24 protein-coding genes are annotated in these 23,059 nt (G+C 57.0%); 13 read left to right on the plus strand and 11 right to left on the minus strand.

The features are described from left to right. Position 1 precedes the first annotated feature (1 nt). Together BUQ90_RS10670 and BUQ90_RS10675 are read right to left on the minus strand one after the other, a co-directional pair. Positions 2–994, minus strand: coding sequence for an aldo/keto reductase (locus BUQ90_RS10670; RefSeq protein ID WP_074205212.1), 993 nt, complete (start codon positions 992–994; stop codon positions 2–4). After that, positions 991–2,211 carry a dicarboxylate/amino acid:cation symporter gene (locus BUQ90_RS10675; RefSeq protein WP_074205213.1) on the minus strand — a complete coding sequence of 407 codons (1,221 nt, stop codon included), beginning with the start codon at positions 2,209–2,211 and terminating at the stop codon, positions 991–993. The genes BUQ90_RS10670 and BUQ90_RS10675 overlap by 4 nt, the downstream gene beginning before the upstream one ends. 172 nt (positions 2,212–2,383) lie before the next feature. Here BUQ90_RS10675 and glmM point away from each other — a divergent pair, with 172 nt between their 5' ends. The 7 genes from glmM (at position 2,384) to BUQ90_RS10710 (ending at position 8,531) form a co-directional block, all read left to right on the plus strand. Next, on the plus strand, positions 2,384–3,724 hold the full coding sequence (gene glmM, locus BUQ90_RS10680) for a phosphoglucosamine mutase (protein WP_074205214.1): 1,341 nt from the start codon (positions 2,384–2,386) through the stop codon (positions 3,722–3,724). Beyond that, a complete protein-coding gene (locus BUQ90_RS10685) occupies positions 3,724–3,951 on the plus strand; it encodes a DUF1272 domain-containing protein (RefSeq protein WP_074205215.1) in 228 nt (75 codons plus the stop codon). Before glmM ends, BUQ90_RS10685 begins: the two co-directional genes overlap by 1 nt. Continuing rightward, positions 3,948–4,703 (plus strand): bifunctional hydroxymethylpyrimidine kinase/phosphomethylpyrimidine kinase, encoded by a 756-nt coding sequence (gene thiD, locus BUQ90_RS10690; protein ID WP_074205216.1) that lies wholly within the window; start codon positions 3,948–3,950, stop codon positions 4,701–4,703. The genes BUQ90_RS10685 and thiD overlap by 4 nt, the downstream gene beginning before the upstream one ends. Then, on the plus strand, positions 4,700–5,257 hold the full coding sequence (locus BUQ90_RS10695) for a ribonuclease HII (protein ID WP_074205217.1): 558 nt from the start codon (positions 4,700–4,702) through the stop codon (positions 5,255–5,257). The genes thiD and BUQ90_RS10695 overlap by 4 nt, the downstream gene beginning before the upstream one ends. A 227-nt stretch (positions 5,258–5,484) precedes the next feature. Next, positions 5,485–6,642, plus strand: a complete 1,158-nt coding sequence (locus tag BUQ90_RS10700; protein WP_074205218.1) for a site-specific DNA-methyltransferase — start codon at positions 5,485–5,487, stop codon at positions 6,640–6,642. A 4-nt stretch (positions 6,643–6,646) separates the two neighbouring features. Continuing rightward, entirely contained in the window at positions 6,647–7,780 is a 1,134-nt protein-coding gene (gene folP / locus BUQ90_RS10705) for a dihydropteroate synthase (RefSeq protein WP_074205219.1), read from the plus strand. Between the two features lie 151 nt (positions 7,781–7,931). After that, positions 7,932–8,531, plus strand: coding sequence for a thiamine biosynthesis protein ThiC (locus tag BUQ90_RS10710; protein ID WP_074205220.1), 600 nt, complete (start codon positions 7,932–7,934; stop codon positions 8,529–8,531). Between the two features lie 168 nt (positions 8,532–8,699). Here BUQ90_RS10710 and BUQ90_RS10715 read toward each other — a convergent pair whose 3' ends face one another. From BUQ90_RS10715 to BUQ90_RS10730, 4 genes are read right to left on the minus strand one after another with little or no spacing between them, the layout of a single operon-like run. Continuing rightward, positions 8,700–9,266, minus strand: coding sequence for a DUF1993 domain-containing protein (locus tag BUQ90_RS10715; RefSeq protein ID WP_074205221.1), 567 nt, complete (start codon positions 9,264–9,266; stop codon positions 8,700–8,702). Between the two features lie 39 nt (positions 9,267–9,305). Then, on the minus strand, positions 9,306–10,166 hold the full coding sequence (locus tag BUQ90_RS10720; protein WP_074205222.1) for an ergot alkaloid biosynthesis protein: 861 nt from the start codon (positions 10,164–10,166) through the stop codon (positions 9,306–9,308). Then, positions 10,159–10,623: a nuclear transport factor 2 family protein gene (locus tag BUQ90_RS10725; protein ID WP_239447415.1), complete on the minus strand. Its 465-nt coding sequence runs from the start codon at positions 10,621–10,623 to the stop codon at positions 10,159–10,161. The genes BUQ90_RS10720 and BUQ90_RS10725 overlap by 8 nt, the downstream gene beginning before the upstream one ends. Further along, a complete protein-coding gene (locus BUQ90_RS10730; protein ID WP_074205223.1) occupies positions 10,620–11,621 on the minus strand; it encodes an aldo/keto reductase in 1,002 nt (333 codons plus the stop codon). Before BUQ90_RS10730 ends, BUQ90_RS10725 begins: the two co-directional genes overlap by 4 nt. Before the next feature lie 149 nt (positions 11,622–11,770). On the opposite strand from BUQ90_RS10730, the gene BUQ90_RS10735 reads away from it, so the two are divergent. Then, the gene (locus tag BUQ90_RS10735) at positions 11,771–12,667 is read left to right on the plus strand and encodes an AraC family transcriptional regulator (RefSeq protein ID WP_074205224.1); all 897 of its coding nucleotides are present in this window, start codon (positions 11,771–11,773) and stop codon (positions 12,665–12,667) included. Positions 12,668–12,821: 154 nt separating this feature from the next. Here BUQ90_RS10735 and BUQ90_RS10740 read toward each other — a convergent pair whose 3' ends face one another. Continuing rightward, positions 12,822–14,063, minus strand: coding sequence for a threonine ammonia-lyase (locus tag BUQ90_RS10740; RefSeq protein ID WP_074205225.1), 1,242 nt, complete (start codon positions 14,061–14,063; stop codon positions 12,822–12,824). Positions 14,064–14,135: 72 nt separating this feature from the next. On the opposite strand from BUQ90_RS10740, the gene BUQ90_RS10745 reads away from it, so the two are divergent. The 4 genes from BUQ90_RS10745 to BUQ90_RS10760 all read left to right on the plus strand — a co-directional run bounded on the left by BUQ90_RS10745 (position 14,136) and on the right by BUQ90_RS10760 (position 18,034). Then, positions 14,136–15,011 (plus strand): NAD(P)-dependent oxidoreductase, encoded by an 876-nt coding sequence (locus BUQ90_RS10745; protein WP_074205226.1) that lies wholly within the window; start codon positions 14,136–14,138, stop codon positions 15,009–15,011. 28 nt (positions 15,012–15,039) lie between these two features. Continuing rightward, entirely contained in the window at positions 15,040–16,695 is a 1,656-nt protein-coding gene (locus BUQ90_RS10750) for an amidohydrolase (protein WP_074205227.1), read from the plus strand. Between the two features lie 223 nt (positions 16,696–16,918). Continuing rightward, the gene (locus tag BUQ90_RS10755) at positions 16,919–17,152 is read left to right on the plus strand and encodes a hypothetical protein (protein WP_074206353.1); all 234 of its coding nucleotides are present in this window, start codon (positions 16,919–16,921) and stop codon (positions 17,150–17,152) included. A gap of 150 nt (positions 17,153–17,302) precedes the next feature. Next, the gene (locus tag BUQ90_RS10760) at positions 17,303–18,034 is read left to right on the plus strand and encodes an arginyltransferase (RefSeq protein WP_074205228.1); all 732 of its coding nucleotides are present in this window, start codon (positions 17,303–17,305) and stop codon (positions 18,032–18,034) included. Between the two features lie 91 nt (positions 18,035–18,125). Here the strand turns inward: BUQ90_RS10760 and BUQ90_RS10765 are convergent, their stop codons facing one another. Together BUQ90_RS10765 and BUQ90_RS10770 are read right to left on the minus strand one after the other, a co-directional pair. Beyond that, positions 18,126–19,505 carry an RcnB family protein gene (locus tag BUQ90_RS10765; RefSeq protein WP_084192668.1) on the minus strand — a complete coding sequence of 460 codons (1,380 nt, stop codon included), beginning with the start codon at positions 19,503–19,505 and terminating at the stop codon, positions 18,126–18,128. A gap of 171 nt (positions 19,506–19,676) precedes the next feature. After that, positions 19,677–20,165 carry a GAF domain-containing protein gene (locus BUQ90_RS10770; RefSeq protein WP_074206354.1) on the minus strand — a complete coding sequence of 163 codons (489 nt, stop codon included), beginning with the start codon at positions 20,163–20,165 and terminating at the stop codon, positions 19,677–19,679. A gap of 124 nt (positions 20,166–20,289) precedes the next feature. On the opposite strand from BUQ90_RS10770, the gene BUQ90_RS10775 reads away from it, so the two are divergent. Then, the gene (locus BUQ90_RS10775) at positions 20,290–21,087 is read left to right on the plus strand and encodes a tryptophan 2,3-dioxygenase (RefSeq protein WP_074205230.1); all 798 of its coding nucleotides are present in this window, start codon (positions 20,290–20,292) and stop codon (positions 21,085–21,087) included. 3 nt (positions 21,088–21,090) lie between these two features. Here BUQ90_RS10775 and BUQ90_RS10780 read toward each other — a convergent pair whose 3' ends face one another. Together BUQ90_RS10780 and arfB are read right to left on the minus strand one after the other, a co-directional pair. Further along, positions 21,091–22,428, minus strand: a complete 1,338-nt coding sequence (locus BUQ90_RS10780; protein ID WP_143182840.1) for a DUF1996 domain-containing protein — start codon at positions 22,426–22,428, stop codon at positions 21,091–21,093. 151 nt (positions 22,429–22,579) lie between these two features. After that, positions 22,580–22,981 (minus strand): alternative ribosome rescue aminoacyl-tRNA hydrolase ArfB, encoded by a 402-nt coding sequence (gene arfB / locus BUQ90_RS10790; RefSeq protein WP_074205232.1) that lies wholly within the window; start codon positions 22,979–22,981, stop codon positions 22,580–22,582. Positions 22,982–23,059: the final 78 nt, after the last annotated feature.

Genomic DNA, 23,059 nt, shown 5'->3' on the forward strand with positions numbered 1-23,059 from the left:
GCTAGAGCCGGACCATCGACATCATGGCCTCGCCATAACGAGGGCCTGACGTGCCACCAATCGGTGCGGCCTGTTCCAGCTCGTCAAGATCGGCATCAGTCAGCTTCACGTCGACCGCTGCCATGCTGTCTTCCAGCGTGGCCCGGCGTTTGGACCCGGGAATGGGCACAACAAAATCGCCCTGCGCCAGCAGCCAGGCCAGCGCGACCTGCGCGGCGGAACAGCCATGACGTCCAGCGACGGTCTTGACCACATCCACAAGCTTCAGATTCTGGTCGAAATTTTCTTCCGAATAGCGCGGATCGCGCAGCCGATAGTCATCGGCATCAAGATCGTTGCGGCTCTTGATCTGGCCGGTCAGAAATCCCCGGCCCAGCGGGCTATAGGGAACAAATCCGATGTTCAGGTCCTGGCACAGCGGCAGGATCTCTTCCTCGATGCTGCGTTCCCACAGGGAATATTCGGATTGCAGCGCCGCGATCGGATGGGTCTTCTGGGCGCGCCGAATAGTGTCCGCGCCGGCTTCGGAAAGTCCGAGATAGCGCACTTTGCCGGCCTGAACCAGCTCCGCCATGGCACCGACAGTTTCCTCGATCGGGACGTCGGGATCGACGCGATGCTGGTAGAACAGGTCAATCGTATCGATGCCCAGTCTCAGCAGTGAGGCGTCGCAGGCGCGGTGGACATTCGCCGGAGATGAGTCCGTACCGATATTGGGCAGGTCCGTCAGATCGAAGCCGAATTTGGTGGCAATGACCAACCGGTCGCGTCGGCCTCTGATGGCCTGACCGAGCAGCTCTTCGTTCTTGTAGGGCCCATAAACTTCGGCGGTATCGAAAAAGGTCACGCCCAGCTCGATCGCGCGGTCCAGTGTGGCGAGACTTTCCGCCATATCGGCCTTGCCGTACATACCGGCACCAATACCGAACATTGGCATGCAGCCGAGACCGAGAGCGGAAACCTCCAGTTCTGTTCCCAGTTTGCGATACTTCATTCGATATCTCCTTCGGCACGGGCGACGGTGGCGGCGACGCTCATGTCCATGCTGACATTGGCCACGGTGCGCATGATATCAGGGAATGTCTCTATCGCCAAAAGCAGTACCAGCGGTTCGATCGGCAAGCCCATCGCGATGTTGATGGGTGCGATGGAAGTAATGAAACTGATCGAGCCAGGCAGGCTGACCGCACCCATGGTGGTAATCGCGGCAACGACGATGCCGATGGCCAGCGCACTCATCGACAGTTCGATTCCCATCAGATGCGCGACATAAATGGCGACAGCCAGGTTCATGCACGGACCGGTAGCCCGAAACAGGGCAACCGAGATCGGCAGGACGACATCTGCCGAGCGTTCCCCGACTCCCATGGCCTTGACGCCGCTCACCATTGCAGGAAGCGAGGCCAGCGAGCTTTGGGTAGAGATGGCTACTGCTTGCGCCGGAGCCGAAGCCCGGAAAAAGGCAACGGGACCACGCTTGGCCCCGATCAGCGTCAAAATGTAGCTGAAAGCCCAGATGACTGCTCCGACGGTACTGACGATCAGCACATAGTGCAGCAAGGCTCCAAATGCGGCGACACCTGCCTTCGCCCCGACCCCGACGGCGAGTGCGAAGACCCCGAGTGGTGCCAGTGCCAGCACCCATTTGATGATGATCAGCAGAGTGTCGGCAAGGGCGTTGAAGAACTTGTCCAGCATGATCCGTTGCTCGTCCGGCAACCGGGTGATCGCGAAGGCAAAGGCGAGGGCGAAGATCATCAGCGGCAGCACGGCATCCTCGGCGGCAGCGGATATGACATTCGTCGGGATTAGTGCACGCAGAAATTCCGAGAATGGCGGAACTTCCCCGGGGGATGCGGCGTCACCGAGAGCCGATCGCAGGGCCGCGGCGGCATCCAGCTGAAGCGGAAACAGCTCTAACAGTGCCGGCGTGACAATGGCCGCCATTGCCGAGGAACACCAGAGGATGAAGATCATGAAGGCAATGGCTCTTGCCGTCATTCGCCCGGCACGAGCCATGGAGGCCGCCTTGGCGATCCCGACAACCAGCAGCGTGAACACTAGCGGTATCACCGTCATGCGCAACGCGTTCAGCCACATATTGCCAATAACGTCAGCGCCGCTAACCAGCCATTCGGACTTTTCTCCGAACAACAGTCCGGTGAATACCCCGATGATGAGCGCCAGGAGAATGACGATTGCCTTGATCAATTTCCGGCCCCCTGCAACTTTCGCAAAGCCTTGTGATACATGCCACCCCTGATGTGGCAAGCCTTGATTGGGTGTAAAATGTTGCGTCTCGGCTTTTCGCGCTTGGTCTCTTTGCCATGCTTCGGCTACAGACCCTGCATCAAAAGCAAACCGGATCGGGATTTGAGCGGACATGACAAAAGAGTTTTTTGGGACTGATGGCATTCGCGGACTGACCAACAAGCACCCGATGACTGCGGAAGTCGCGATGAAGGTAGGGCAGGCGGCCGGCCGGCATTTTCTGCGCGGCGACTATCGCCACCGTGTGGTGATCGGAAAGGATACTCGGCTGTCCGGTTACATGATGGAAAATGCCCTGGTAGCGGGTTTTACCAGCGTCGGCATGGATGTGGTCCAGGTCGGACCGATGCCCACACCGGCGGTGGCGCTGTTGGCCCGGTCCATGCGAGCAGACCTTGGCGTCATGATTTCGGCCAGTCACAATCCCTACCAGGACAATGGCATAAAGCTATTCGGCCCTGACGGTTTCAAATTGTCCGATGAGGATGAACTGAAAATTGAGTCCTATCTTCAGGAGCCGGCAAGGCTTGCAAAGGCGGAAGATATCGGGCGGGCCCGGCGGTTTGAAGATGCCCGGGGTCGCTATATTCATGCTCTCAAAATGGCGTTGCCAGAACATGTCCGCCTCGACGGTCTCAAGGTCGTGGTCGATTGTGCCAATGGTGCAGCCTATCAGGTTGCACCTTCAGCCTTCTGGGAACTGGGCGCCGAAGTCATCACCATTGGTGTGGATCCGAACGGCAGGAATATCAACGACCAGTGCGGATCAACCGACGTGGCTGCGCTGCAGGCTTCCGTGGTCGAAAATCAGGCTCATATTGGCATCGCGCTCGACGGAGATGCTGACCGGCTGATCGTGGTCGATGACAAGGGCCGGATTGTCGATGGCGACCAGATCATGGCTCTCATCGGCACCAGCTGGAGCCGCAACGGCCTGCTCACCGGAGATGGCATCGTGGCGACCGTCATGTCCAATCTGGGCCTGGAACGCTATCTGTCCTCCCAGCATCTGAATCTGGTGCGATCAAAAGTGGGTGATCGTTATGTGCTGGAGGAAATGCGCAAAGGCGGGTTCAACGTCGGCGGCGAACAGTCCGGACACATGATCCTGCTTGATCATGGCACAACCGGGGACGGAACAGTCGCCGCGCTGCAGGTTATGGGTGAACTGGTTGAAACAGGAAAACCCGCCAGCGAGTTGCTGCACCTGTTTGACCCCGTTCCGCAACTGCTCAAGAATGTCCGATATTCCGACGGGAAGCCGCTGGAAGATGCAAAGGTAAAGTCTGTTATCGCGGAAGCGGAAAAAGAGCTGGAAGGTACCGGACGCCTGGTGATCCGTGCCTCGGGTACGGAACCTCTGATCCGGGTCATGGCGGAAGGTGATAATGCCGATCAGGTCAGCACCGTTGTCGACCGGATTTGTGCCTGTGTCGAAGAAGTGGCGAGCTGATGCTGGATATGCGCCCCGATTGCGAGAGCTGCGGCCGGGACCTTCCGGCTGATCAGTCCGGAGCGCTGATCTGTTCGTTTGAATGCACCTTCTGCACATCATGCAATGAAGAGAAACATCACGGGACTTGCCCGAATTGTGGCGGACCGCTGGTGTCACGGCCAACGCGGTCAACAGAACTGCTCCAAAAATTCCCGGCTTCGACCGAGCGCAAATTCCGCCCGTGACCACTGCCAGGCCGCCCCGAATACTCACCATCGCCGGGTCCGATAGCGGTGGAGGGGCGGGCATTCAGGCCGATATCCGCACGATCACGCATCTGGGTGGCCATGCCATGACGGCCGTTACGGCGGTCACGGCGCAAAACAGCATGGGCGTGACGGCTGTCGAAGTCATGCCGCCGGATATGGTTCTCGCGCAGATATCCGCAGTTTCAGATGATATCGGGATCGATGCCATCAAGATCGGGATGCTGGGCGGCGCCGATATCATTTCGGCAGTTTCCGCTTCACTCAAAGATCTGACGCCGTTGCCGGTTGTGCTGGACCCGGTCATGGTCGCGACCAGCGGTGCCAGTCTGGCAGATGACAAGACGATTGAGGCCTTTTCCGAAATCATCCCGCATGTTTCCCTGGTTACGCCCAATCGCCATGAAATGGATCGTCTCGGCGGTGAACAGGTTATCGTGAATTTTGATGTGCCGTTTCTGGTCAAGGGCGGCCATGATGACGGCGATCTGCTTGCTGACCGGCTGATTGACCGCAATGGCCTGATTGCGAGCTGGGAGGGCGCGCGTATCGATACGCGGCACGATCATGGCACGGGTTGTACATTATCGGCCGCTATCGCGACCTTTCTGGGTCACGGGCAGCCCATGGAGGAAGCCATCTCGCTGTCGCGTGACCATGTTCGCAATAGCCTGCAATGTGCCCCGGGCTATGGTGCCGGGCACGGGCCGATGGGCATGCCGGAAAGATGATTGCCGGCGTAGACGAAGCGGGCAGGGGGCCTCTCGCCGGACCCGTTGTGGCTGCCGCAGTCATTCTGCCGGATGATCATGGCATTGCGGGGCTTGATGACAGCAAGAAACTCACCGCGAAAAAACGCGCGGTCCTCGAGGCGGAAATTCTCGAAAAAACGCGATATTCCATTGCTTTGTGCAGCGAAGCTGAGATTGATGAAATGAACATATTACAGGCGACAATGCAGGCCATGTCCCGGGCAGTGGCGGGGCTGGACATGCGGCCTGACCGGGTTCTTGTGGATGGCAACCGGCTGCCGGACTGGGATCATGATGCCAGGGCCGTGGTGGGCGGTGATGCCCTCCATCCCTGCATTTCCGCGGCCTCGATCCTCGCCAAGGAATATCGGGACCGGATCATGATCGCGGCGGCGCAGCGATATCCGCAATATGGCTGGGATCGCAACAAAGGCTATGGCACGGCTGAGCATCTCGCGGCGCTGCGGAAACACGGTCCGACGCCCTTGCACCGCAAAAGTTTTGCGCCGGTGGCGCAGCTCAGCCTCATTTGATCGCAAAACCCGAAAAAGCTGTGCAATCGAGTCTTTTGCGCCACACCACTAGGGATTGAGTCCGCCGTTGCGACGAAGACTCCATATCTGGTGGAGGACTCCTTTCGTTCTCATCGGCAAGCTTCCGTTAACCATAAAGATACGCCTTTAACCTAGGTTAATGGCCTTGACCGTCGGGACGGTTGGACTCACCGTCCATGCTTCTCGAAACGAAAAGGGCAAATTTTATGGGCATTGCAGAGCGTATCAAGGCGCCCGGAAACACAGCGAAACAGGCTGGCAAGAAACCGGCGAAACGGTCGGCAAAGGCCGGAAAACTGCCGCTCAATCAGATTTTAAAGATGGATTGCGTCGAAGCCATGGCGTCGCTGCCCGATGAATCGGTGGACATGATTTTTGCTGATCCACCATATAATCTGCAGCTCGGCGGGGACCTGTACCGGCCCGAGGGCAGTCAGGTGGATGCGGTCGATGATGCCTGGGACCAGTTTGACAGCTTTGCGGTTTATGACGCCTTTACAAGAGCCTGGCTGAAGGAAGCCCGGCGCATTCTGAAACCCAATGGCTCGCTTTGGGTGATCGGCAGCTATCACAATATCTTCCGTGTCGGGGCATCTCTGCAGGACCTGGGATACTGGATCCTCAACGATATTATCTGGCGGAAAGCCAATCCGATGCCGAATTTCAAGGGGACGCGGTTTACCAATGCCCATGAGACCCTGATTTGGGCCTCCAAGTCGGAAAAGGCCAAATATACGTTCAACTACCGCGCGATGAAGAACCTCAATGACGAGCTGCAGATGCGCAGCGACTGGGTGATGCCGATCTGCGGCGGGCAGGAGCGGCTGAAACGCAATGGTGTCAAAGCCCATCCGACGCAGAAACCCGAAGCCCTGCTCTATCGGGTGATGCTGGCAACAACCAATCCGGGTGATGTGGTTCTGGATCCGTTTTTCGGCACGGGGACCACCGGTGCCGTAGCCAAGCGTCTTGGTCGTGACTGGATCGGATGCGAGAAGGAAGACAGCTATTGTGAAGTCGCCGAAGAACGCATTGCCGCCGCGCTGCCGCTCGATGAAAGTTCGCTCAAAACCATGCAGTCACCCAAATCCAAGCCCCGCGTGGCGTTCGGGACGCTGGTCGAAACCGGATATCTGAAACCGGGTGACGAATTGTGCAGCAAAAACCGGAAGTTCCGGGCGAAAGTGCGGGCCGATGGTTCGCTGGTCTGGAAGGGGCAGGAGGGTTCGATCCACAAGATCGGCGCGACGGTGCAGGATGCACCCAGCTGCAATGGCTGGACCTACTGGTATTACAAGGACGGCAAGGACCTGAAGCCGATCGATGATCTCCGGCAGACCTATTTGCTGGCAACGGAGCCCTGACCTCATGACGGAACTGGACGGACTGGACGGGTGTGGACCGGATGCCCGGATCTATCTCAAGCCGGCGGGATTTCTTGATAGTCCGCAATATCATGACGAGAAAAATCACAAATTAAACAACAGCTTGATTTGGTTTTCTCAAGTTGAATATTCGATCTATGACAGTAACAAACCGGTCGTTCGCGGCCTGATCCCGGTGGAAAACTGGCCTGGTGTGCTGGAGCGCATGCCCGGTCAGCTGAAGGACCGCGCATCTGCGCTTTTTGCCAACCTGTCGAGGGAGCATAGCCCGCTGAGTTGCGGAGAGCGTGTGCTACGCTTTGACCAACCGCATGTCATGGGAATCTTGAACATGACCCCGGACAGTTTCTCCGATGGCGGGAAACATGACGGCGATGCCCAAAAGGCGGCGGATGCCGGGTTTGACATGGCCACCAGCGGGGCGTCAATTATCGACATTGGCGGAGAATCAACCCGTCCGGGCGCGGAAACGGTCTGGGAAGGGGATGAAATCAGGCGCGTGGTCCCGGTGATCGAAAAACTTGTCCATTGCGGCGCAGCATTATCCATCGACACGCGCAAGGCCGCCGTCATGGAGGCAGCCATCCAGGCGGGTGCCCACCTGATCAATGATGTCTCGGCACTGCTCCACGACAAGCGGTCGCTCGAAGTTGCCGGTGTTTCGGGCCGCCCGGTCGTACTCATGCACGCGCCCTCAAGCGGCAAGGATCCCCACAAGGGCGGGGATTATGGCGATGTTGTCACCGACACGTTCGACTGGCTGGAACAGCGCATTGCCGACGTTGTGGCGGCGGGTTTCGAACGCGAGAAGATCATTGTCGATCCCGGTCTCGGTTTTGGCAAGTCGCTCGCGGACAATCTGGCGCTGATGAACAATATCGCGATGTTTCACGCGCTTGGTCAGCCGCTGCTGATCGGCGCCAGCCGCAAGCGCATGATTGGGGCTTTGTCCAAAGAAGCACCGGTCGATCAGCGCCTCGGCGGTTCAATCGCCTTTGCCCATCACGCCGTCCAGCAGGGCGCCCAGATCGTCCGGGTCCACGATGTGCCGGAAACGGTGCAGGCCGTGCAGATCTGGCGTGGCATGCGCGATGCGGGACTGACAGCCCGGGTTTAGGCGCTCTCGATCAGTTTTGGGCGATCGCTTCGTTCCGCTTGCGGACATTCCAGACGCGACTCCCCAGCCAGCGCTGCAGGTCCACTTGCAGTGATCCGTTTTTTGCTCCATCTCGGGACGGGAATGACCATGTTCATGAGAGGAAGCCGTTATGGAATTCACACAAAGCCGAACCATAAAAATCATTGCCATATTGCTGCTTCTGGTGGCCATTTCGCAACCGGTTTACACGGCACTTTATCTGGGTGCGCCCGATATTGACCGCAGTTTCCTTTGGGGTCTGGAAGCGCTGATCTTTGTGCTGCTGGCAGCCTTTGCAGGATCTGCACTGGTCATGGCCAGGCGATACACTCTGGGTTTCTCGGCGATTGCGTTCAGTGCAGTGCTCAATGTCGTGCAGGTCGGGGTAGGCTTGACGCAATTCGGTCCTTTCCGCACGGCAGCAGAGGCCAATGCAGACCTTGGCGTTCTCGCCTCTTCGGTCGTGGCCTTCTCTTTCTTCGGCTATAATGCCGCGAAAATCCTGCTGGGCCTGGCCGCCATGGTGTTCGGCATGGCCCGGATGAATGAAGGCAGCAAGGCGCTGGGTGGAGCCACGGTTCTGGTCGGCGTAATCGCCTTTGTCGCCAACACCCTGGTCATGATGTTCGGTCTGCAGGGCTTCCTGCCATCTCCCGTGGCCGGCGGCTCGGGCGTACTGGCGACTTTGCTGCTTGCCTTGTGTTTGTTCGGCATCAGCAAAGAAGACTGAGCATGTCCTTCAAAAGATAGTTCCGGGACCGCTCGAGGGCTGTCTGTTTCTGTATCGAAGCGGAATGGCCGCTTTATCCCGAAAGCGGACATTGGCAATTGGTAGTCCTGTCGGTGGTAATCACAGAAAGCAGCCAGGTTAGGAATGCTTCAGGCAAGGACCGGACGATCAGCCTTTAGGCATCGTTTCGGGGCGAAGATATGCAAACATGTGCGGCACGTAGTCAGCCTTACCGAGTTCAACATTCCCGGCGCGCAGTATCGCATAAGCTGTCATCAGGTGAAAATAGAACTGGGGCAGCGTCCAGTCGCGGGCATATTGCTCTGCGGTCAGGTCAAAGATCATGCCGCTGGGAAGTTCGTGCGCGATGGATCTGTCCGGGTTGGCGTCCAGCGCATCGGGATCAAGACCTTCCAGAAACAGGATCGTTTCATCAATTCGGGCTTGTGCATCTGACAGAGAACCAGGCCGTTCCCCTGCATTTCGCCCTTCCTCGACAAGTATATCGAGAGATTCCGGAAAGGCCTCTCCTCTCAGACGAAACACCGCTTCCTGAGCCTGCAAACAGACAAGCCGAACCTGAGTCGATAGCGGAAACATGTCGGGAGCAAGACGCTCCGACAGCAGCGCTTCCGCCTCTGCTTGCGGCATTTGTGCCTGTGCCTTCTCGAGCCAGCCTGAAAGCGTTTTCAGCATTTGCGTATATGTGGGTACGAGCAACTTCGTTAGTGACATGGATTTCCTTTTCTTGACCGGAGCTATTGCGCGGCATCTTCAAGATGATCCCCTGACGGTCTGCGGTGTCTTCCACCTTTCGATATTACGCGCAACGAAGCCGGTCAAATCCCGCGGTGTTTTTCCGGTAAGCACAACGACGGAATCGGTAAGCCTGTCCTCTCCACCCGCTGCGATAGCGGTATCCATAGCCGCGAGTAACTCCGCATAGATTCTGCTCAATCCACCCGACTGGATGCGCCCCGCTAGATCTTTTTCGCTCAATTTTTGGTGGATGATGGTGATACCCAAAGCGTCGGAAAGAACCTCGGCAACCTCATCATAGGAAAGCGACCGCGGTCCGGTTAGAATTGCATCACCATTGGGCATAGCGGGATCCGTCAACGCCACGGCTGCGACTGCCGCAATATCATCGGCATCAATGAAAGGAACTCGTCCGTCATCCGTTGCAGAATAGATGGCGTGCTCATCGCGGATTGTCGGCAGATGCTGTTGCTCCGAAAAATTCTGCATGAACCAGGTAGGACGTAGAACGAACCAGCTTGGCGCCTGTTCATGCAAATAACGATGCACGGCACCCATCATTGGACCGCCTTCTTCGAGCGAAGAAGCGCTTAGCAATACAAAACGCTCGACGCCGCTTGCAATCGCGCGATCGATAAATGGCTGCATGGCGGTCAGCGGTTCCGGAACATTCGCAGGCGCGACAAGATATATTGCCTTGACCCCATCCAGCGCCGCTTCGTAGGTGGCTGAATCTGCCCAATCTAAACGGACCTGATCGGAACTATCGGGATTCCGGGTTGCAACAAGAGGGCAGTGACCGCTAGCCCGCAGCAGTTTTGCAAGACGGCTTCCTGTCTTGCCCGTGCCGCCGGTGACAAGAAATTTATTACGCATCACCGGCCTCCTTTAATGCAGCGGTAATAGCGTCATCACCGCCCATCGCGCGAAGTGCGATCAGAGGATTCCAATAGTCGCGATAGTGGGTGATATACCCATCCGTCACTGTTACCACCGAGATATAGGTTTGATCATAGGCAATGCCGGTTTCGGTGCCATGACCGGTGCAGGCGAATTCCAATATGACGACATCGGATTCCTGAGCGCGATGCACGACCGGCTCTGACATGGACTCGATCGTGATGAGCGACGCTGCGCCAAGCAGATATTCTGCCAGAGCTGCCTTCCCCTCCACGCGGGAGACACCGGCTGATGGCGCATAGGGGAATTCCATTATGACATCATCGGCCACCATATCCAGAAACGTCTCGGCTTCCGGCATCAGCATGTTACCAAGCGCCGCCCGCAGGAGGCCGGAGAAGCTGGAAAAAGGATCGGGTTGATTGGTCATCATGCTGCACTCCTTTCGCTATCGAGGTGCGCAAGCTGAGACTCCGGATAGCGCGCACCGGCCGCACTGCCATTAGGGATCGCCGCTTCAATATCGGCGAGGTCGGCTGCACTCAGGGACAGTGACATCGCGCCCAGCGCTTCGGACAGACGCTCGCGTTTGCGGGCTCCTATCAAGGGCACGATATCCCTGCCTTGATGTGTCACCCACGCGATGGCGATCTGGGCCACGGTCGCATTTTTGGCTTCTGCGACCTTGCGGAGCGCATCGACCAGCGACAGGTTATGCGCGAGGTTTTCGCCCGCAAAGCGTGGGCTCATACTTCGGAAATCGCGCTCATTGTTGCGATCCGGTGACCAATGGCCGCTGATCAAGCCGCGCGACAAGACACCATAAGCGGTAATGCCAATGCCGAGTTCACGGCAAGTGGATAGAATTTCATCCTCGATACCGCGCGAGATCAACGAATATTCAATTTGCAGATCAGCGATCGGGTGAACCGCATGGGCGCGGCGGATTGTATCAGCGCCCACTTCAGACAGGCCAATATGACGCACATAGCCCTTGGCCACCATTTCGGCGATGGCGCCGATAGTGTCCTCAATAGGAACAGCGGGGTCCAGCCGGGAGGGACGATAAATATCGATATAGTCCGTTCCCAGGCGCCGAAGCGAATAGGCCAAAAAATTCGGAATCGCTTCAGGGCGCGCATCATAACCGCCCCAACCGATGTCGGGGTCCCGCAATGCGCCGAACTTCACACTGATCGCCAGGGCGTCACGCTTGTGATTGCGTAGCGCTTCGCCAATCAGCATCTCGTTATGGCCCATGCCATAGAAATCGCCAGTATCCAGCAATGTGATTCCCTGCTCTATCGCCATGTCTATAGTGGCAAGGCTTTCGTCCCGGTCAGCCGGACCATAGACATCCGACATGCCCATGCAGCCCAAGCCGATGGCAGAGGTGGTTGGTCCTGCATTTCCAAGTTTTCTATGTTCCATTTCAAATTCCTTTCGGGGGTGGGGGTGAGCATTCAACATGACCCATGCGTGTCCCGGAGCGGTAGAATGGTACTCCGAGATTCTTGCCTGATTCTCCGGAACGATTGCCAGCGCTTGTCGGCGTCAGGATTCCATGAGATAGGAAGGCTATGGAAAAAACGCAGGAATTGAGCGAGATCATCAACCGTCATCTGGCTTTTGACGGCATCGAGCCTTGTGCATTGCCGCGAGTGAAACTTATACGATCCACGACAATTACACCGGCTATGCCAACAACTTACGAGCCATCTCTGTGCCTTGTCGCGCAAGGAAAGAAGCATGTGACCCTGGGGCATCTGGATTATGTCTACGATGCATCCCAGTATCTGGTGGCGTCTGTGGACCTGCCGCTGCAAGGTTCCATTATCGAGGCCAGCGAGGAATGCCCTTACTTTTGCATCAGCCTGGACCTCAACGTGACGGTGCTCAGTGAATTGATGCTGGAACATGGCACCGGCGCATCGGCAACCACATCAAAGCCGGGAATAGCACTCAGCACCGTCACACCAGATTTGATGGATGCCGCCGTCCGACTGTTACGTCTGCTCGACACACCGGATGATATCCCGGCGCTGGCTCCATTGGTAGAACGCGAAATCCTTTACCGGTTGCTGCATGGCGAACAGAGCGAGATGATGCGCCATATTGCCAATGCCGAGAGCCGGCTGAGTCAGGTCAGTAGGGCGATAGTCTGGATCAAGGACCACTATGCCGAACCATTTAGCATCGAGCGATTGGCTCGGGAAGCCGGCATGAGCAGTTCGTCACTGCACGAGCATTTCAAGGCCGTGACGACCTATAGTCCGCTGCAATATCGGACCCGCCTTCGCTTGCAGGAAGCCCGCCGGATCATGGTTTCCGATGCTTTGGATGCAGCGAGCGCGGGATTTAAAGTGGGTTATGAAAGTCCATCGCAGTTTAGCCGTGACTATGTCCGAGTATTTGGTGCACCGCCGATGCAAGATGCGCAGCGGCTGCGGGCCAATCCCGGCTTTGCCATGGCTTGAAACATTACCGCTTCAAGCCAGATTAGCTGAGCCAATGATTTCCGGCAGTTTACAGTCCATCCCGACACGATTGCCGGGGTCCCATGCTGGCATACCGGTCGTCCCAAATTTCCAATGTCCGCTTTTGCGCCCAAAGCGGACATGACCGCAGTTCCTAATCCGCCAGTTCGACCTGCCTGACATCATATCCGGACTTGTTGAGTGCTGCGATCAGGGCTTCCAGCTGCTCGCGGTCCTTGGCTTCGCATTCGATGTCGGTGATCAGACCCTTGGCTGGCAGGTTGGTGAACACGCGCTGGTGATAGACCTCGATGATGTTGACCTCATGCTCGGCAAATTCGCGGACGACATTGTAGAGCGCGCCGGGCTGGTCGCGCAGATGCAGGCGGAGGCGGGCGAGGCGACCGGATCGTGCGAGGTCGCGCAAGAGAACATTGGCGAGCAGACGGGTGTCAATATTGCCGCCGCACAGCACCAGGCCGACTTTCTCTCCCGTAAATTTTTCGCGATTGGCGAGCAGCGCCGCGAGACCGGCAGCACCGGCTCCTTCGACTACGGTTTTCTCGATCTGCAGCAGCAGGCTGACCGCCCCTTCGAGCTGGGCCTCGCCGACAAGAAGAATCTCGTCGACATGTTTTTCGATTATCGCCGCAGTGAATTCGGATGGATTGCGAACCGCAATGCCCTCGGCCAGTGTATCGCCGCCCGCTGATACATTCTGTCCGGTGAGCTTGCCATACATGCTGGGATAGAGCGCCGCCTGGACACCGGTCATCTTGATGCCCGGCTTGATCGTATGGGCCGCGGTCGCCATGCCGGAGAACAGACCGCCGCCGCCGATCGGAATGATCAGGCGGTCCAGATCAGGAATGGTCTCCAGCATCTCGATCGCGACCGTTCCCTGACCGGCTGCAACATGGGGATCATCAAAGGCATGGATATAGGTCAGCCCGCGTTGCTCCGCCAATTCCAGTGCATGGGCATAGGATTCATCATAGTTGCCGCCATGGATCACGATTTCGGCGCCATGGCCTCTCGTCTGTTCCACCTTCACCATTGGTGTGGTGCTCGGCATGACGATCGTGGCGGGAATCCCGAGGTTGCGGGCATTATAGGCGAGGCCTTGGGCATGGTTGCCGGCCGATGCGGCAATCACGCCGGTCTGCCGTTTGCTTTCGTCCATCAGCAACAGGGCATTGAGCGCGCCACGTTCCTTGTAGGCGGCCGTAAACTGTAGATTCTCAAACTTCAGATACACTTCCGCTCCGGCCAGCTCTGACAGGGTCAGGCTTTTGAGCGTCGGTGTCTGCACAACCCGGTCGCGAATTCGCTCATGCGCAGCCTGAACGTCGTCATAGTCAAAAGTCGGCAGCGATGCAGGTTTGTGGTCGTTCATAATGCGACAGCCCCTAACGCATCTGGTCTTTCATGGAAACAATGATTATGCGGTCGACAAGGATATTGAAATATGGCGAAAATTGCATTTATCGGGATCGGCGTGATGGGCGGTCCCATGGCGGGGCATCTGGCGAAGGCTGGACATGAAATGACGGTCTATAATCGCAGCCGCTCCAAAGCGGAGAACTGGGTGGAGACCCATGGTGGCACCATTGCCGAAAACCCGGCTGCCGCTGCGCAAAACCAGCAGATTGTGATCTCCTGTGTAGGTAATGATGATGACCTGAGCGCGGTGACCATGGGGCGTGACGGGGCTTTTGGATCGATGACGCCGGGCACATTGTTCATTGATCATACGACGGTCTCGGCCCGGATTTCGCGGCAGTTGTCGGTGGAGGCAGAAGGGCGCGGCATCCACGTGGTCGACGCACCGGTCTCCGGTGGCCAGGCCGGGGCCGAAAATGGCAAACTCTCCATCATGTGCGGGGCCAGCAAGGAAGCCTTTGCGGCGGCGGAGATCATCATGTCGGTCTATGCCGCCCGCATCGTGCATGTCGGTCGACCCGGCGCGGGTCAGACCACCAAGATGTGTAATCAGATCGCCATTGCCGGAGTGCTGGAAGGCCTGTCGGAAGCGTTACGGTTCGCACAGGCCAGCAAGCTCGATCTGGACAAGGTTTATCAGGCCATCTCCGGCGGAGCGGCGCAGAGCTGGCAGATGGACAATCGCTGGGACACAATGGCGAAAGATGAATTTGATTTCGGTTTTGCGGTGGACTGGATGCGCAAGGATCTCGGGCTGGCTATCGAAGAGGCGCGGTCCAATGGCGCAGCATTGCCGGTCGCGTCACTGGTTGACCAGCTCTATGCGGAAGTTCAGGCCGCCGGGGGAGGGCGAAAGGACACGAGCTCGCTTGTCACCCGGTTGCCCAGGGCGGGAAAATGAGGTGGCGCACAAACAGGGGAAACGGGGAATGAAAAACATCATCAAGCTGGCCACGGTTTCGGTCGCAGCGGCGATGCTGTCCACGGTGGCGCATGCCGATAGCCTGATCGAAAATGTGAACGGGATCACGCTGGACAAAAATGGCGAGGTCGTCCGATTCACGGCCATGGTCATTGATGACGAAGGCCGGGTCAAGGAGCTGCTCGATCGAAAAGACAAGCGCCCCGCTGATCTGGATTTTCAATATGATGGCGAGGGCAAGACCCTGATCCCCGGCTTTGTTGACGCCCATGGACATGTCATGGGCATGGGATTTGCTGCACTGACTCTTGACCTGAGCGGGACACGGTCACTCGAAGAAGCGCTGCAGCGGGTTCGCGACTATGCAGAGCGCTATCCCAACCGCCAGTGGCTCATCGGCAATGGCTGGAACCAGGAAAGCTGGGGGCTGGGCCGCTTTCCGACTGCTGCCGAGCTTGACAGCGTCGTGCCGGATCGCCCGGTCTTTCTGTCCCGTGTCGATGGCCATGCGGTCTGGGTCAACAGCCGCGCCATGGAGGCTGCCGGAATTGATGCGAAAACTCAGGCGCCAGCCGGCGGAGCGATCGAAAGGAAAAACGGCCAGCCCACCGGCATTTTTGTCGATCTGGCCGAAAGACTGTTTGACCAGGCCATACCGCAACCGAGACCCGTGGAACGGGACCTGGCGCTGATGAAGGCCCAGGAAATTCTGCTGGCCAACGGCGTCACTGCGATTGCGGATATGGGGACGACCATGGAAGACTGGCAAAGTTTTCGCAGGGCAGGGGACAAGGGGCAGCTGAAAGTCCGAATCATTTCCTATGCCGCCGAGATCGACAACATGATCGCGATAGGTGGTCCCGGACCTTCGCCGTGGCTCTATGATGACCGTTTGCGGCTGGCCGGGGTCAAACTCTATGTAGACGGCGCACTGGGATCTCGTGGTGCGCTGCTCAAAAAGCCTTACGCAGATCAGTCCGGCCATAGCGGACTTGCGTTGCTTACATCTGCACAGCTCAAGAACAAGATGAGCCGGGCGGCCATGGATGGCTTCCAGACCGCCATTCATGCCATTGGCGATCAGGCAAATGCCGAGACCCTGTCTGCCATTGAAGAGATGCAATCCAGTTATCGCGGGGATCGCCGCTGGCGGATCGAACATGCCCAGATTGTGGACCCTGCAGACTTGCCCAGATTTGCGCAAACCGGAACAATCGCTTCGATGCAACCGGTGCATCAGACGTCTGATCGGTTAATGGCAGAAGTTCGACTGGGTCCGAATCGACTGGACGGAGCCTATGCCTGGAAATCGATCCTCGATTCGGGGGCAAAAGTGGCTTTTGGAACGGATGTTCCGGTCGAGTCCGTCAATCCTTTCCCGGGTCTGGCAGTGGCCATGACACGGGAAGATGAAAATGGAGAGCCATTTGGCGGATGGTTGCCACGGGAACGCGTGACAAGGATTGAAGCCTGGCGCGCCTATACACTGGATGCAGCCTATGCGGGATTTGCCGAAGACCGAATTGGTAGTCTGGAGCCCGGAAAACGGGCAGATTTCGTGATCGTTGCCGATGATCTGTTGCTCAGTTCCCCGGCGGACATCCGAAAATTTCGGGTCGAGCAAACATGGATCGCCGGACGTCCTGTCTATCGATCCGAGTGACATCGATTTCGCTCCATTTGGCAAAGTGACGTAAATTTTGGGCGCACTGCCCGAAAGTTTCCTTTGATCTGTTGCATCTACCAATCACCCTCTGTATGCAGGCGTTTAACAGTGGAGCCGAATATCAAAACAACAGGTCGCGCTACGTTGTTGAAAGTGTTGGGGGGCAATGCCGGGAACCCGGTTTGATCCGACTGAACATGAACTAGGAATGGAGTACAAAATGAAATTGACCAAACTGGCAACCGCAGTAGCGGCTGTTACGCTGATTGCAGCCCCAGTATCAGCCCAGGCTGTTGAAAGTATCGGACCTGTTGCAGAACGCACAGCAGCCGTTCAGGAAAACGGTGAGGAGCTGGAAGGCAGCACCGGAATTCTTATCGGTGTTCTCGCTGCAGCAGCGGTAATCGCTGGTATCATCATCATTGCTGATGACGATGATCCAACAAGCCCCTGAATTATGGCGCTAGAGATTTGAAAGAACGGGGCGATTTTCGCCCCGTTTTTTTTCTGGTTTCGAGAACTGGTAAATTGCCTTTCCAACCGTGACCCAAGCAGGCATAGTATCGCTGTTGATTCTTCCGCTGCTTGATTGAGGCTCCTGACTGTGACTGCTCCTGTTCGCTTTCCGCGATTTTTTGTGACCAATCCCAGCCCGTGTCCTTATCTGCCGGGAAAAAGCGAACGCAAGGTTTTCACTGAGCTCAACGGGCCACATACCGAAGAATTGAATGATGCGCTTGGACGCATCGGGTTTCGGCGCAGCCAGAATGTCGCCTATCGGCCAAGCTGCCTGGATTGCAAGGCTTGTGTATCTGTCCGGGTGCTGGCCAATGAATTCGCTCCCAATGCGACCCAGCGAAAACTCCTCCGTCGCAACAAGGACCTGGTGGTGGAGGCGTGTCAGCCCTGGGCTACCGAAGAACAATTTGCCTTGCTGCAGAAATATCTCTCCAAACGCCATCCCGGGGGAGGGATGACCGAGATGGACGAAATGGATTATTCGGACATGGTCGAGCAGTCGCCGGTCAAGAGTTTCGTTGTTGAATATCGAGAACCCACAACTGATGGTTCCAAAGGCCGTCTTGTCGGTGCCTGCCTGACCGATCAGCAGGGTGACGGGTTGTCGATGATCTACAGTTTCTTCGATGCGGACCATCCGGAACGGTCAGGTCTTGGAAACTATATCATCATGGACCATGTGTTGCGCGCGCGAGCAGCGGGATTGCCTTATGTCTATCTGGGCTACTGGGTCGAGGGTTCCCGGCGGATGGAATACAAGATCCGCTTTCGCCCGCTTGAAAAACTCGGTCCCGACGGATGGGAACGGTTTTCCTGATCGCAAACCCGATCTTGCTGATGTCCGCAACAGAAAAAGCCCGCCTGAACCCTTGCCGGGCGGCGGGCTTTTCATCCAGTCTGTTTCCGGCTCAATCGTAAAGGCAACGCTCTTGCTGACAGCCTTTCAGGACCGGTTTCGGTTTCCACGTCTTTTTGGGCGCAGCCTTTCTCCAGCGCTTTTTCGCCACAGGCCGCGGTTTTGTGTAGATCACTTCTTCATCGACATAGGTGGTTGTGGTGGTTGTCGTGGTCACCGGCTGTGATTCGATAATGATCGTAGTAACCATCGGCTGCGCGTGCTGATAATAATAGGCCGGATAATAATAGCCGCCTTGCCAGCCGCTGGGATAGACGTGATGCTTCCTCGCTTGTTTGCGGTGATGATCGCGCCGAACATGATGCTCTTCCTCGCCATATTTCCGGAGCAGTTTGCGGCAGCGGTCGCTGCTTTGTTCAATTGCTGCGCCGGCAACTGCACCCAGTCCGCCGCCAATCAGTGATCCGCCCAAACGGTTTCCGCGTCCGGCGATTCTGTTTCCGGCCAGGGCGCCCAGCGCGCCGCCAACCACCGCGCCACCGATACCGGAACTTTTCCGGCACCGCTGCAGGTAAGCCAGCTCCTCGTCTCGCTGGCTATAGCCGCGATAATCATGACTGTCGCCCGCACTGCCCGAGGCAGGAGCACCCCAGTGGGGTGCGCTGTCGGCATAATCAGCGCCCACTTGTGTGGCTTCTCCTTCGCCTATGAAGGTGCCAGCATAATTGCCTTCATAGACACGGCCTTCTGCGTCCCGGTAGGTTCCACTCCATTCGCCGCTGTAACTGCCATCTTCCCGATAGGCTCCATCCCAGTCGCCCTGATATGTCGTGCTGCCAATAGCTGCGGTAGGTGTGGCAATCACCCGGTCATCATTGAGAAGCACGCTGTCGTCATAAGTCGCCCGGCCGTCACGATATCCGTCATTATAACCCTGGTTGTAACGATCCCAGTCGAGATCGCGGACGCTATCGTGGACCACACCGTGACGGTCGGTCAAAACGGCGTCATCATAATAGCGGGACCAGCCATAGCCGTAGGATGGCTGTCTCAACCCATAATAACCGAAATTGCCGATGAAATAGCTTGGCCTGATAAATGTCCGGGGCAAACGAAAACCCCGAAAAGGCCGCTTGTAACCCCGCCGATGGCCGATTTTGCCCATGCGGACATGATGACCGCTGCGAAAGCCCCGGTGGCCCATTTTGCGCATATGATGTCCGCGCATCGCGCCCATTCGATGACCGCCCATTTTGTTCATGCCACGCTTGGCGCCCTCTGCGGCAGGAGCCAGCATGTCCGCCATGAGTTCAAGCCCCGGAAGGCCTTCGGTAGCGGCGGTCGGGACCGACGGCGATTCGACCGCGGCATATGCGTGTGAGGGGGCCAGTGCCAAAAGGCTGGTCATGCCAGCAATCGCAAGGGTTCTCATGGTTAACAGCTCCTGTAATCCGGGCAGCCGATCGCTGGCCAGTATGAAAATGGTTAACCAATAGTTACCATTTTCTGCGGATTAAGACCATTATGCAGTTGTAAAATAGGCGCGTTTCGGGGGAGTGTCTCGAAATGGGTCGCTTTTGATCAGAGCCGACGACCGCGAAATTTATCCTGCTAGTGCCGGACTGATCGCCTCGATCAACGCACACAGGCCTGTTTCGTCTGCATCCTTGAAGCGATCGGGCAAGGGGCTGTCGAGATCGAGAACAGCGATGACTTCACCGGCACTGACTACCGGGATGACAAGCTCCGAGCGGCTATCGGCGTCGCAAGCAATATGGCCGGGAAATGCGTGAACATCGGCAACCCGCTGGGTTTGTCCTGACCGGGCGGCCGTGCCGCAAACCCCTTTGCCCATCGCTATGCGGATACAGGCCGTCTTGCCCTGAAACGGACCCAGGACAAGTTCTTCGCTTATACGGCGGTAAAAGCCCGCCCAGTTCAGGTCGGGGACATATTGCCAGATCAAGGCCGAGATATTTGCCATGTTGGCGATTGGATCCGGCTCGCCATCCACCAAAGCTTGCGCCGCGGATATGAGGTCCTGGTAGAAGGTCTGGGTGGATGATTCATCGCTGATGGAAAATTCGAACATGGCCGCTGCTACCAATGAAGCGTGTCCCAGATCAAGCGGAACCATGCCGGATCGTAGCATCATCTTTGCAGCAACCAATTGAGGTCGCTCTTCCAATTGATTGCCGGTAGCGATAAACACGGGCATGTCCAAACAACCTCCCATGACCTATGCCCGATATCTGGCACTGGATGAACTGCTGGCGACCCAGCATCCGCAATCAGAATTTGATGACGAGATGTTGTTCATTATCATTCACCAGACCAAGGAGCTCTGGCTGAAACAGATTATTCGTGAGCTCAAACTTGCTTCCCGCCGAATTGATGAAGATGCGATTGTACCGGCTTACAAGGCACTGGCGAGGGTTAGCCGTATTCAATCGGTTATGACGCTGAGCTGGGATGTGCTGTCAACGATGACGCCCAGTGATTATACAAGCTTTCGCTCGGTGCTGGGTCCGAGTTCCGGCTTTCAGTCCGATCAGTTCCGGACTGTCGAGTATATGCTGGGGCTGAAAGACAAGGCATTTTTGAAATATCAGGATGATCGACCGGAGGCCCGTGATGCGATGCGATCGGCGCTTCAGAGTCCGAGCATGTGGGACAAGGCCATAGCAGCCCTTTCTCGCGCCGGATTTGACATCCCTGCAAAACTACTCGAGCGGGATTTTACCTTGCCGCACAAGCACTCAGAGGAAGTTCAGGCGGCCTTTTTGGAAGTGTATCGTGAACCCGAGAAATATTGGGAACTCTATCAGTTGGCTGAAAAGCTGGTGGACCTCGATGATGCCATGGCGACATGGCGACACAAGCATGTCCTGACCGTTGAACGGATTATCGGCGGGAAAAAAGGAACGGGCGGGACAGCGGGTGTTTCCTACCTGCAGTCGACACTCTCGAAACGGGCTTTTCCGGAACTCTGGTCTCTTCGAACCGAGCTTTGAATTCTAGCCCGGACGCGCTGGTGCGTCCACAAGGCGCGGATCAGCCAGTTTCTTGTATCCGTCAAACAGCTTCAATTGCTGACCGTTGCCCAGATCACCGCCGGAACAGCTCAGCAATTTGTTGATGCAGTTGTTCATCCAGATATCCATGATATCATCGTCCCAGGCACCGAACCAGTCGGAGTGAAACGTCGACCCTGGTACATGCGGCGCCATGCCGGCCATGCGATCTGACGACAGGTGCCACGTCTTGTTCAGCGGATCCAGATTACCTGACCGATCAAGCGTGTCGTCGGTCGTCCACCATGCGGACAGGGTAAAAGTTGGAATGATAAAGGGATGCGTTTCCGGGCATCGGGCCACGCCATTATTGTCACGATATAGTTTGGCCATGTGTGAACGATGATCCGGACTGTCGAGATTGACGCCATCCCAGCATTCCGGTGCACCGACAACCGCGCCCAATTGCGCGCCAGAAGGGCAGTTTTCTGCCGCTTCAGGAATATTGGCGTAATTGCCGGGTACTGCGCCCGGACCCTGGCAATTGAAATAGAATATCTCGCTGTTGGCGGGCGACTGCATATTATATCCGAAGACATAGCGAAGACCGCGTGGCAGAGGGATACAGGCCTGCCCCTGAACCTGGCATTCCGGGTCTGTTTCCGGGCGGCGCTTGTAATATACGGCAAGGCTGTTCGGCATCACCACCTTGCCTTCACCATTCATCATTGAAGGAATCCAGTAGGCCGAACGATTCAACAAGTTGTTGCAGGTGCTCTCACCGGTAGTTCTCAGCGATTCATAAGTGGAATGGGCATCGGTCAGGGTGTTGCCGAAGAATGTGTGCAAATGCGACACGCCTGGCTGCCCCGGATAGACGATCGGGTCATCATAGGCATTGTGGCTTGGCGTACAGATGAAACGGAAAGCGCCCACGACGTCGGGTTCGGCCGTTGGCGCCGGGTTGCCATGCCCCCAGGACGGCTGCAGCCACTCCTCAACGTTGAAGTTGCTCGGAATTTTGGGCAGCCCTTCCGCCGGAACCTGTGGTGGAGTTGGCGCAGGTGTGGGCGTAGGCGTAGGGGTCGGCGCAGGTGTGGGCGTCGGTGTTGGGGTCGGTGTCGGCGTAGGAGTAGGAGTAGGCGTAGGAGTAGGCGTTGGCGTCGGAGTAGGCGTTGGCGTTGGCGTTGGCGTCGGAGTAGGCGATACCGGGAGAGTGACGTCTGCTTGCGTGCCTTCTGCTGCTTCCTTGCCACAGGCGGACAGCGTCGAGAATGCCGCCAGAGCGAGGACCAAAGTGTGCGCAGGACGCGGGGCGAGGGAGCGAATTCGGTTTGTCATGGGGGACGACTTACCGAGCCTGTTTTAATCCGAACTGTTGACCTATGGTTAACGGATATTAAGCATAGCGATGTTCCGACCGCTATGTGCGACTAATGGGTTACAACTATTTACATTTGCTACGAAAATGCCTTTTGTTGCCGACGCGGAGCTAGTCGAGCCTGGGCTTGCCTCGCATTTTCTTCACCGATGACTTTTTCTTCTTTGCATCAATCCTGCGTGCTTTCGCCGCGCGGCTGGGCCGGGTCTTTATGCGCCGGGCGTCCCGGTGATGGGCCTGCGCGATCAGGTCCTGCAATCTTCGTCTGGCCTCGGTTCGATTGGCCTCACGGGTGCGATGGTCGCGCACCGTGATGATCAACTCTCCATTGGCTGTCATTTTTCGGCCAGCAAGTTCCTTGAGCTTGCGGAATGCATAGGGCGGCAACCGCAACGCATAGACATTAACGCGCATTTGCACAGCCGTTTCGACTTTATTGACATTCTGCCCACCGGGTCCTGACGCGGCGAGAAAAGTTTCCTGTACGGCATGGTCTGGAATTGGGAAGGACATGCAGGTCGTCTAGACAGGGTGGAGCGATCTGGAAAGGCTGGGACATCTTTTTCCGAGTTGGAAATAGCGGCTTGGTCT

Origin of the sequence: Parasphingorhabdus marina DSM 22363 (genome assembly GCF_900128895.1) — a bacterium.
Classification (GTDB): Bacteria; Pseudomonadota; Alphaproteobacteria; order Sphingomonadales; family Sphingomonadaceae; genus Parasphingorhabdus; species Parasphingorhabdus marina.

Bases quoted from the DNA above. Each gene is read 5' to 3' on its own strand.
- BUQ90_RS10670 (WP_074205212.1), bottom strand. From the start codon at position 994: ATGAAGTATCGCAAACTGGGAACAGAACTGGAGGTTTCCGCTCTCGGT.
- glmM (WP_074205214.1), top strand. From the start codon at position 2,384: ATGACAAAAGAGTTTTTTGGGACTGATGGCATTCGCGGACTGACCAAC.
- BUQ90_RS10685 (WP_074205215.1), top strand. From the start codon at position 3,724: ATGCTGGATATGCGCCCCGATTGCGAGAGCTGCGGCCGGGACCTTCCG.
- BUQ90_RS10695 (WP_074205217.1), top strand. From the start codon at position 4,700: ATGATTGCCGGCGTAGACGAAGCGGGCAGGGGGCCTCTCGCCGGACCC.
- BUQ90_RS10700 (WP_074205218.1), top strand. From the start codon at position 5,485: ATGGGCATTGCAGAGCGTATCAAGGCGCCCGGAAACACAGCGAAACAG.
- folP (WP_074205219.1), top strand. From the start codon at position 6,647: ATGACGGAACTGGACGGACTGGACGGGTGTGGACCGGATGCCCGGATC.
- BUQ90_RS10710 (WP_074205220.1), top strand. From the start codon at position 7,932: ATGGAATTCACACAAAGCCGAACCATAAAAATCATTGCCATATTGCTG.
- BUQ90_RS10715 (WP_074205221.1), bottom strand. From the start codon at position 9,266: ATGTCACTAACGAAGTTGCTCGTACCCACATATACGCAAATGCTGAAA.
- BUQ90_RS10720 (WP_074205222.1), bottom strand. From the start codon at position 10,166: ATGCGTAATAAATTTCTTGTCACCGGCGGCACGGGCAAGACAGGAAGC.
- BUQ90_RS10725 (WP_239447415.1), bottom strand. From the start codon at position 10,623: ATGATGACCAATCAACCCGATCCTTTTTCCAGCTTCTCCGGCCTCCTG.
- BUQ90_RS10730 (WP_074205223.1), bottom strand. From the start codon at position 11,621: ATGGAACATAGAAAACTTGGAAATGCAGGACCAACCACCTCTGCCATC.
- BUQ90_RS10735 (WP_074205224.1), top strand. From the start codon at position 11,771: ATGGAAAAAACGCAGGAATTGAGCGAGATCATCAACCGTCATCTGGCT.
- BUQ90_RS10740 (WP_074205225.1), bottom strand. From the start codon at position 14,063: ATGAACGACCACAAACCTGCATCGCTGCCGACTTTTGACTATGACGAC.
- BUQ90_RS10745 (WP_074205226.1), top strand. From the start codon at position 14,136: ATGGCGAAAATTGCATTTATCGGGATCGGCGTGATGGGCGGTCCCATG.
- BUQ90_RS10750 (WP_074205227.1), top strand. From the start codon at position 15,040: ATGAAAAACATCATCAAGCTGGCCACGGTTTCGGTCGCAGCGGCGATG.
- BUQ90_RS10755 (WP_074206353.1), top strand. From the start codon at position 16,919: ATGAAATTGACCAAACTGGCAACCGCAGTAGCGGCTGTTACGCTGATT.
- BUQ90_RS10765 (WP_084192668.1), bottom strand. From the start codon at position 19,505: ATGAGAACCCTTGCGATTGCTGGCATGACCAGCCTTTTGGCACTGGCC.
- BUQ90_RS10770 (WP_074206354.1), bottom strand. From the start codon at position 20,165: ATGTTCGAATTTTCCATCAGCGATGAATCATCCACCCAGACCTTCTAC.
- BUQ90_RS10775 (WP_074205230.1), top strand. From the start codon at position 20,290: ATGTCCAAACAACCTCCCATGACCTATGCCCGATATCTGGCACTGGAT.
- BUQ90_RS10780 (WP_143182840.1), bottom strand. From the start codon at position 22,428: ATGACAAACCGAATTCGCTCCCTCGCCCCGCGTCCTGCGCACACTTTG.
- arfB (WP_074205232.1), bottom strand. From the start codon at position 22,981: ATGTCCTTCCCAATTCCAGACCATGCCGTACAGGAAACTTTTCTCGCC.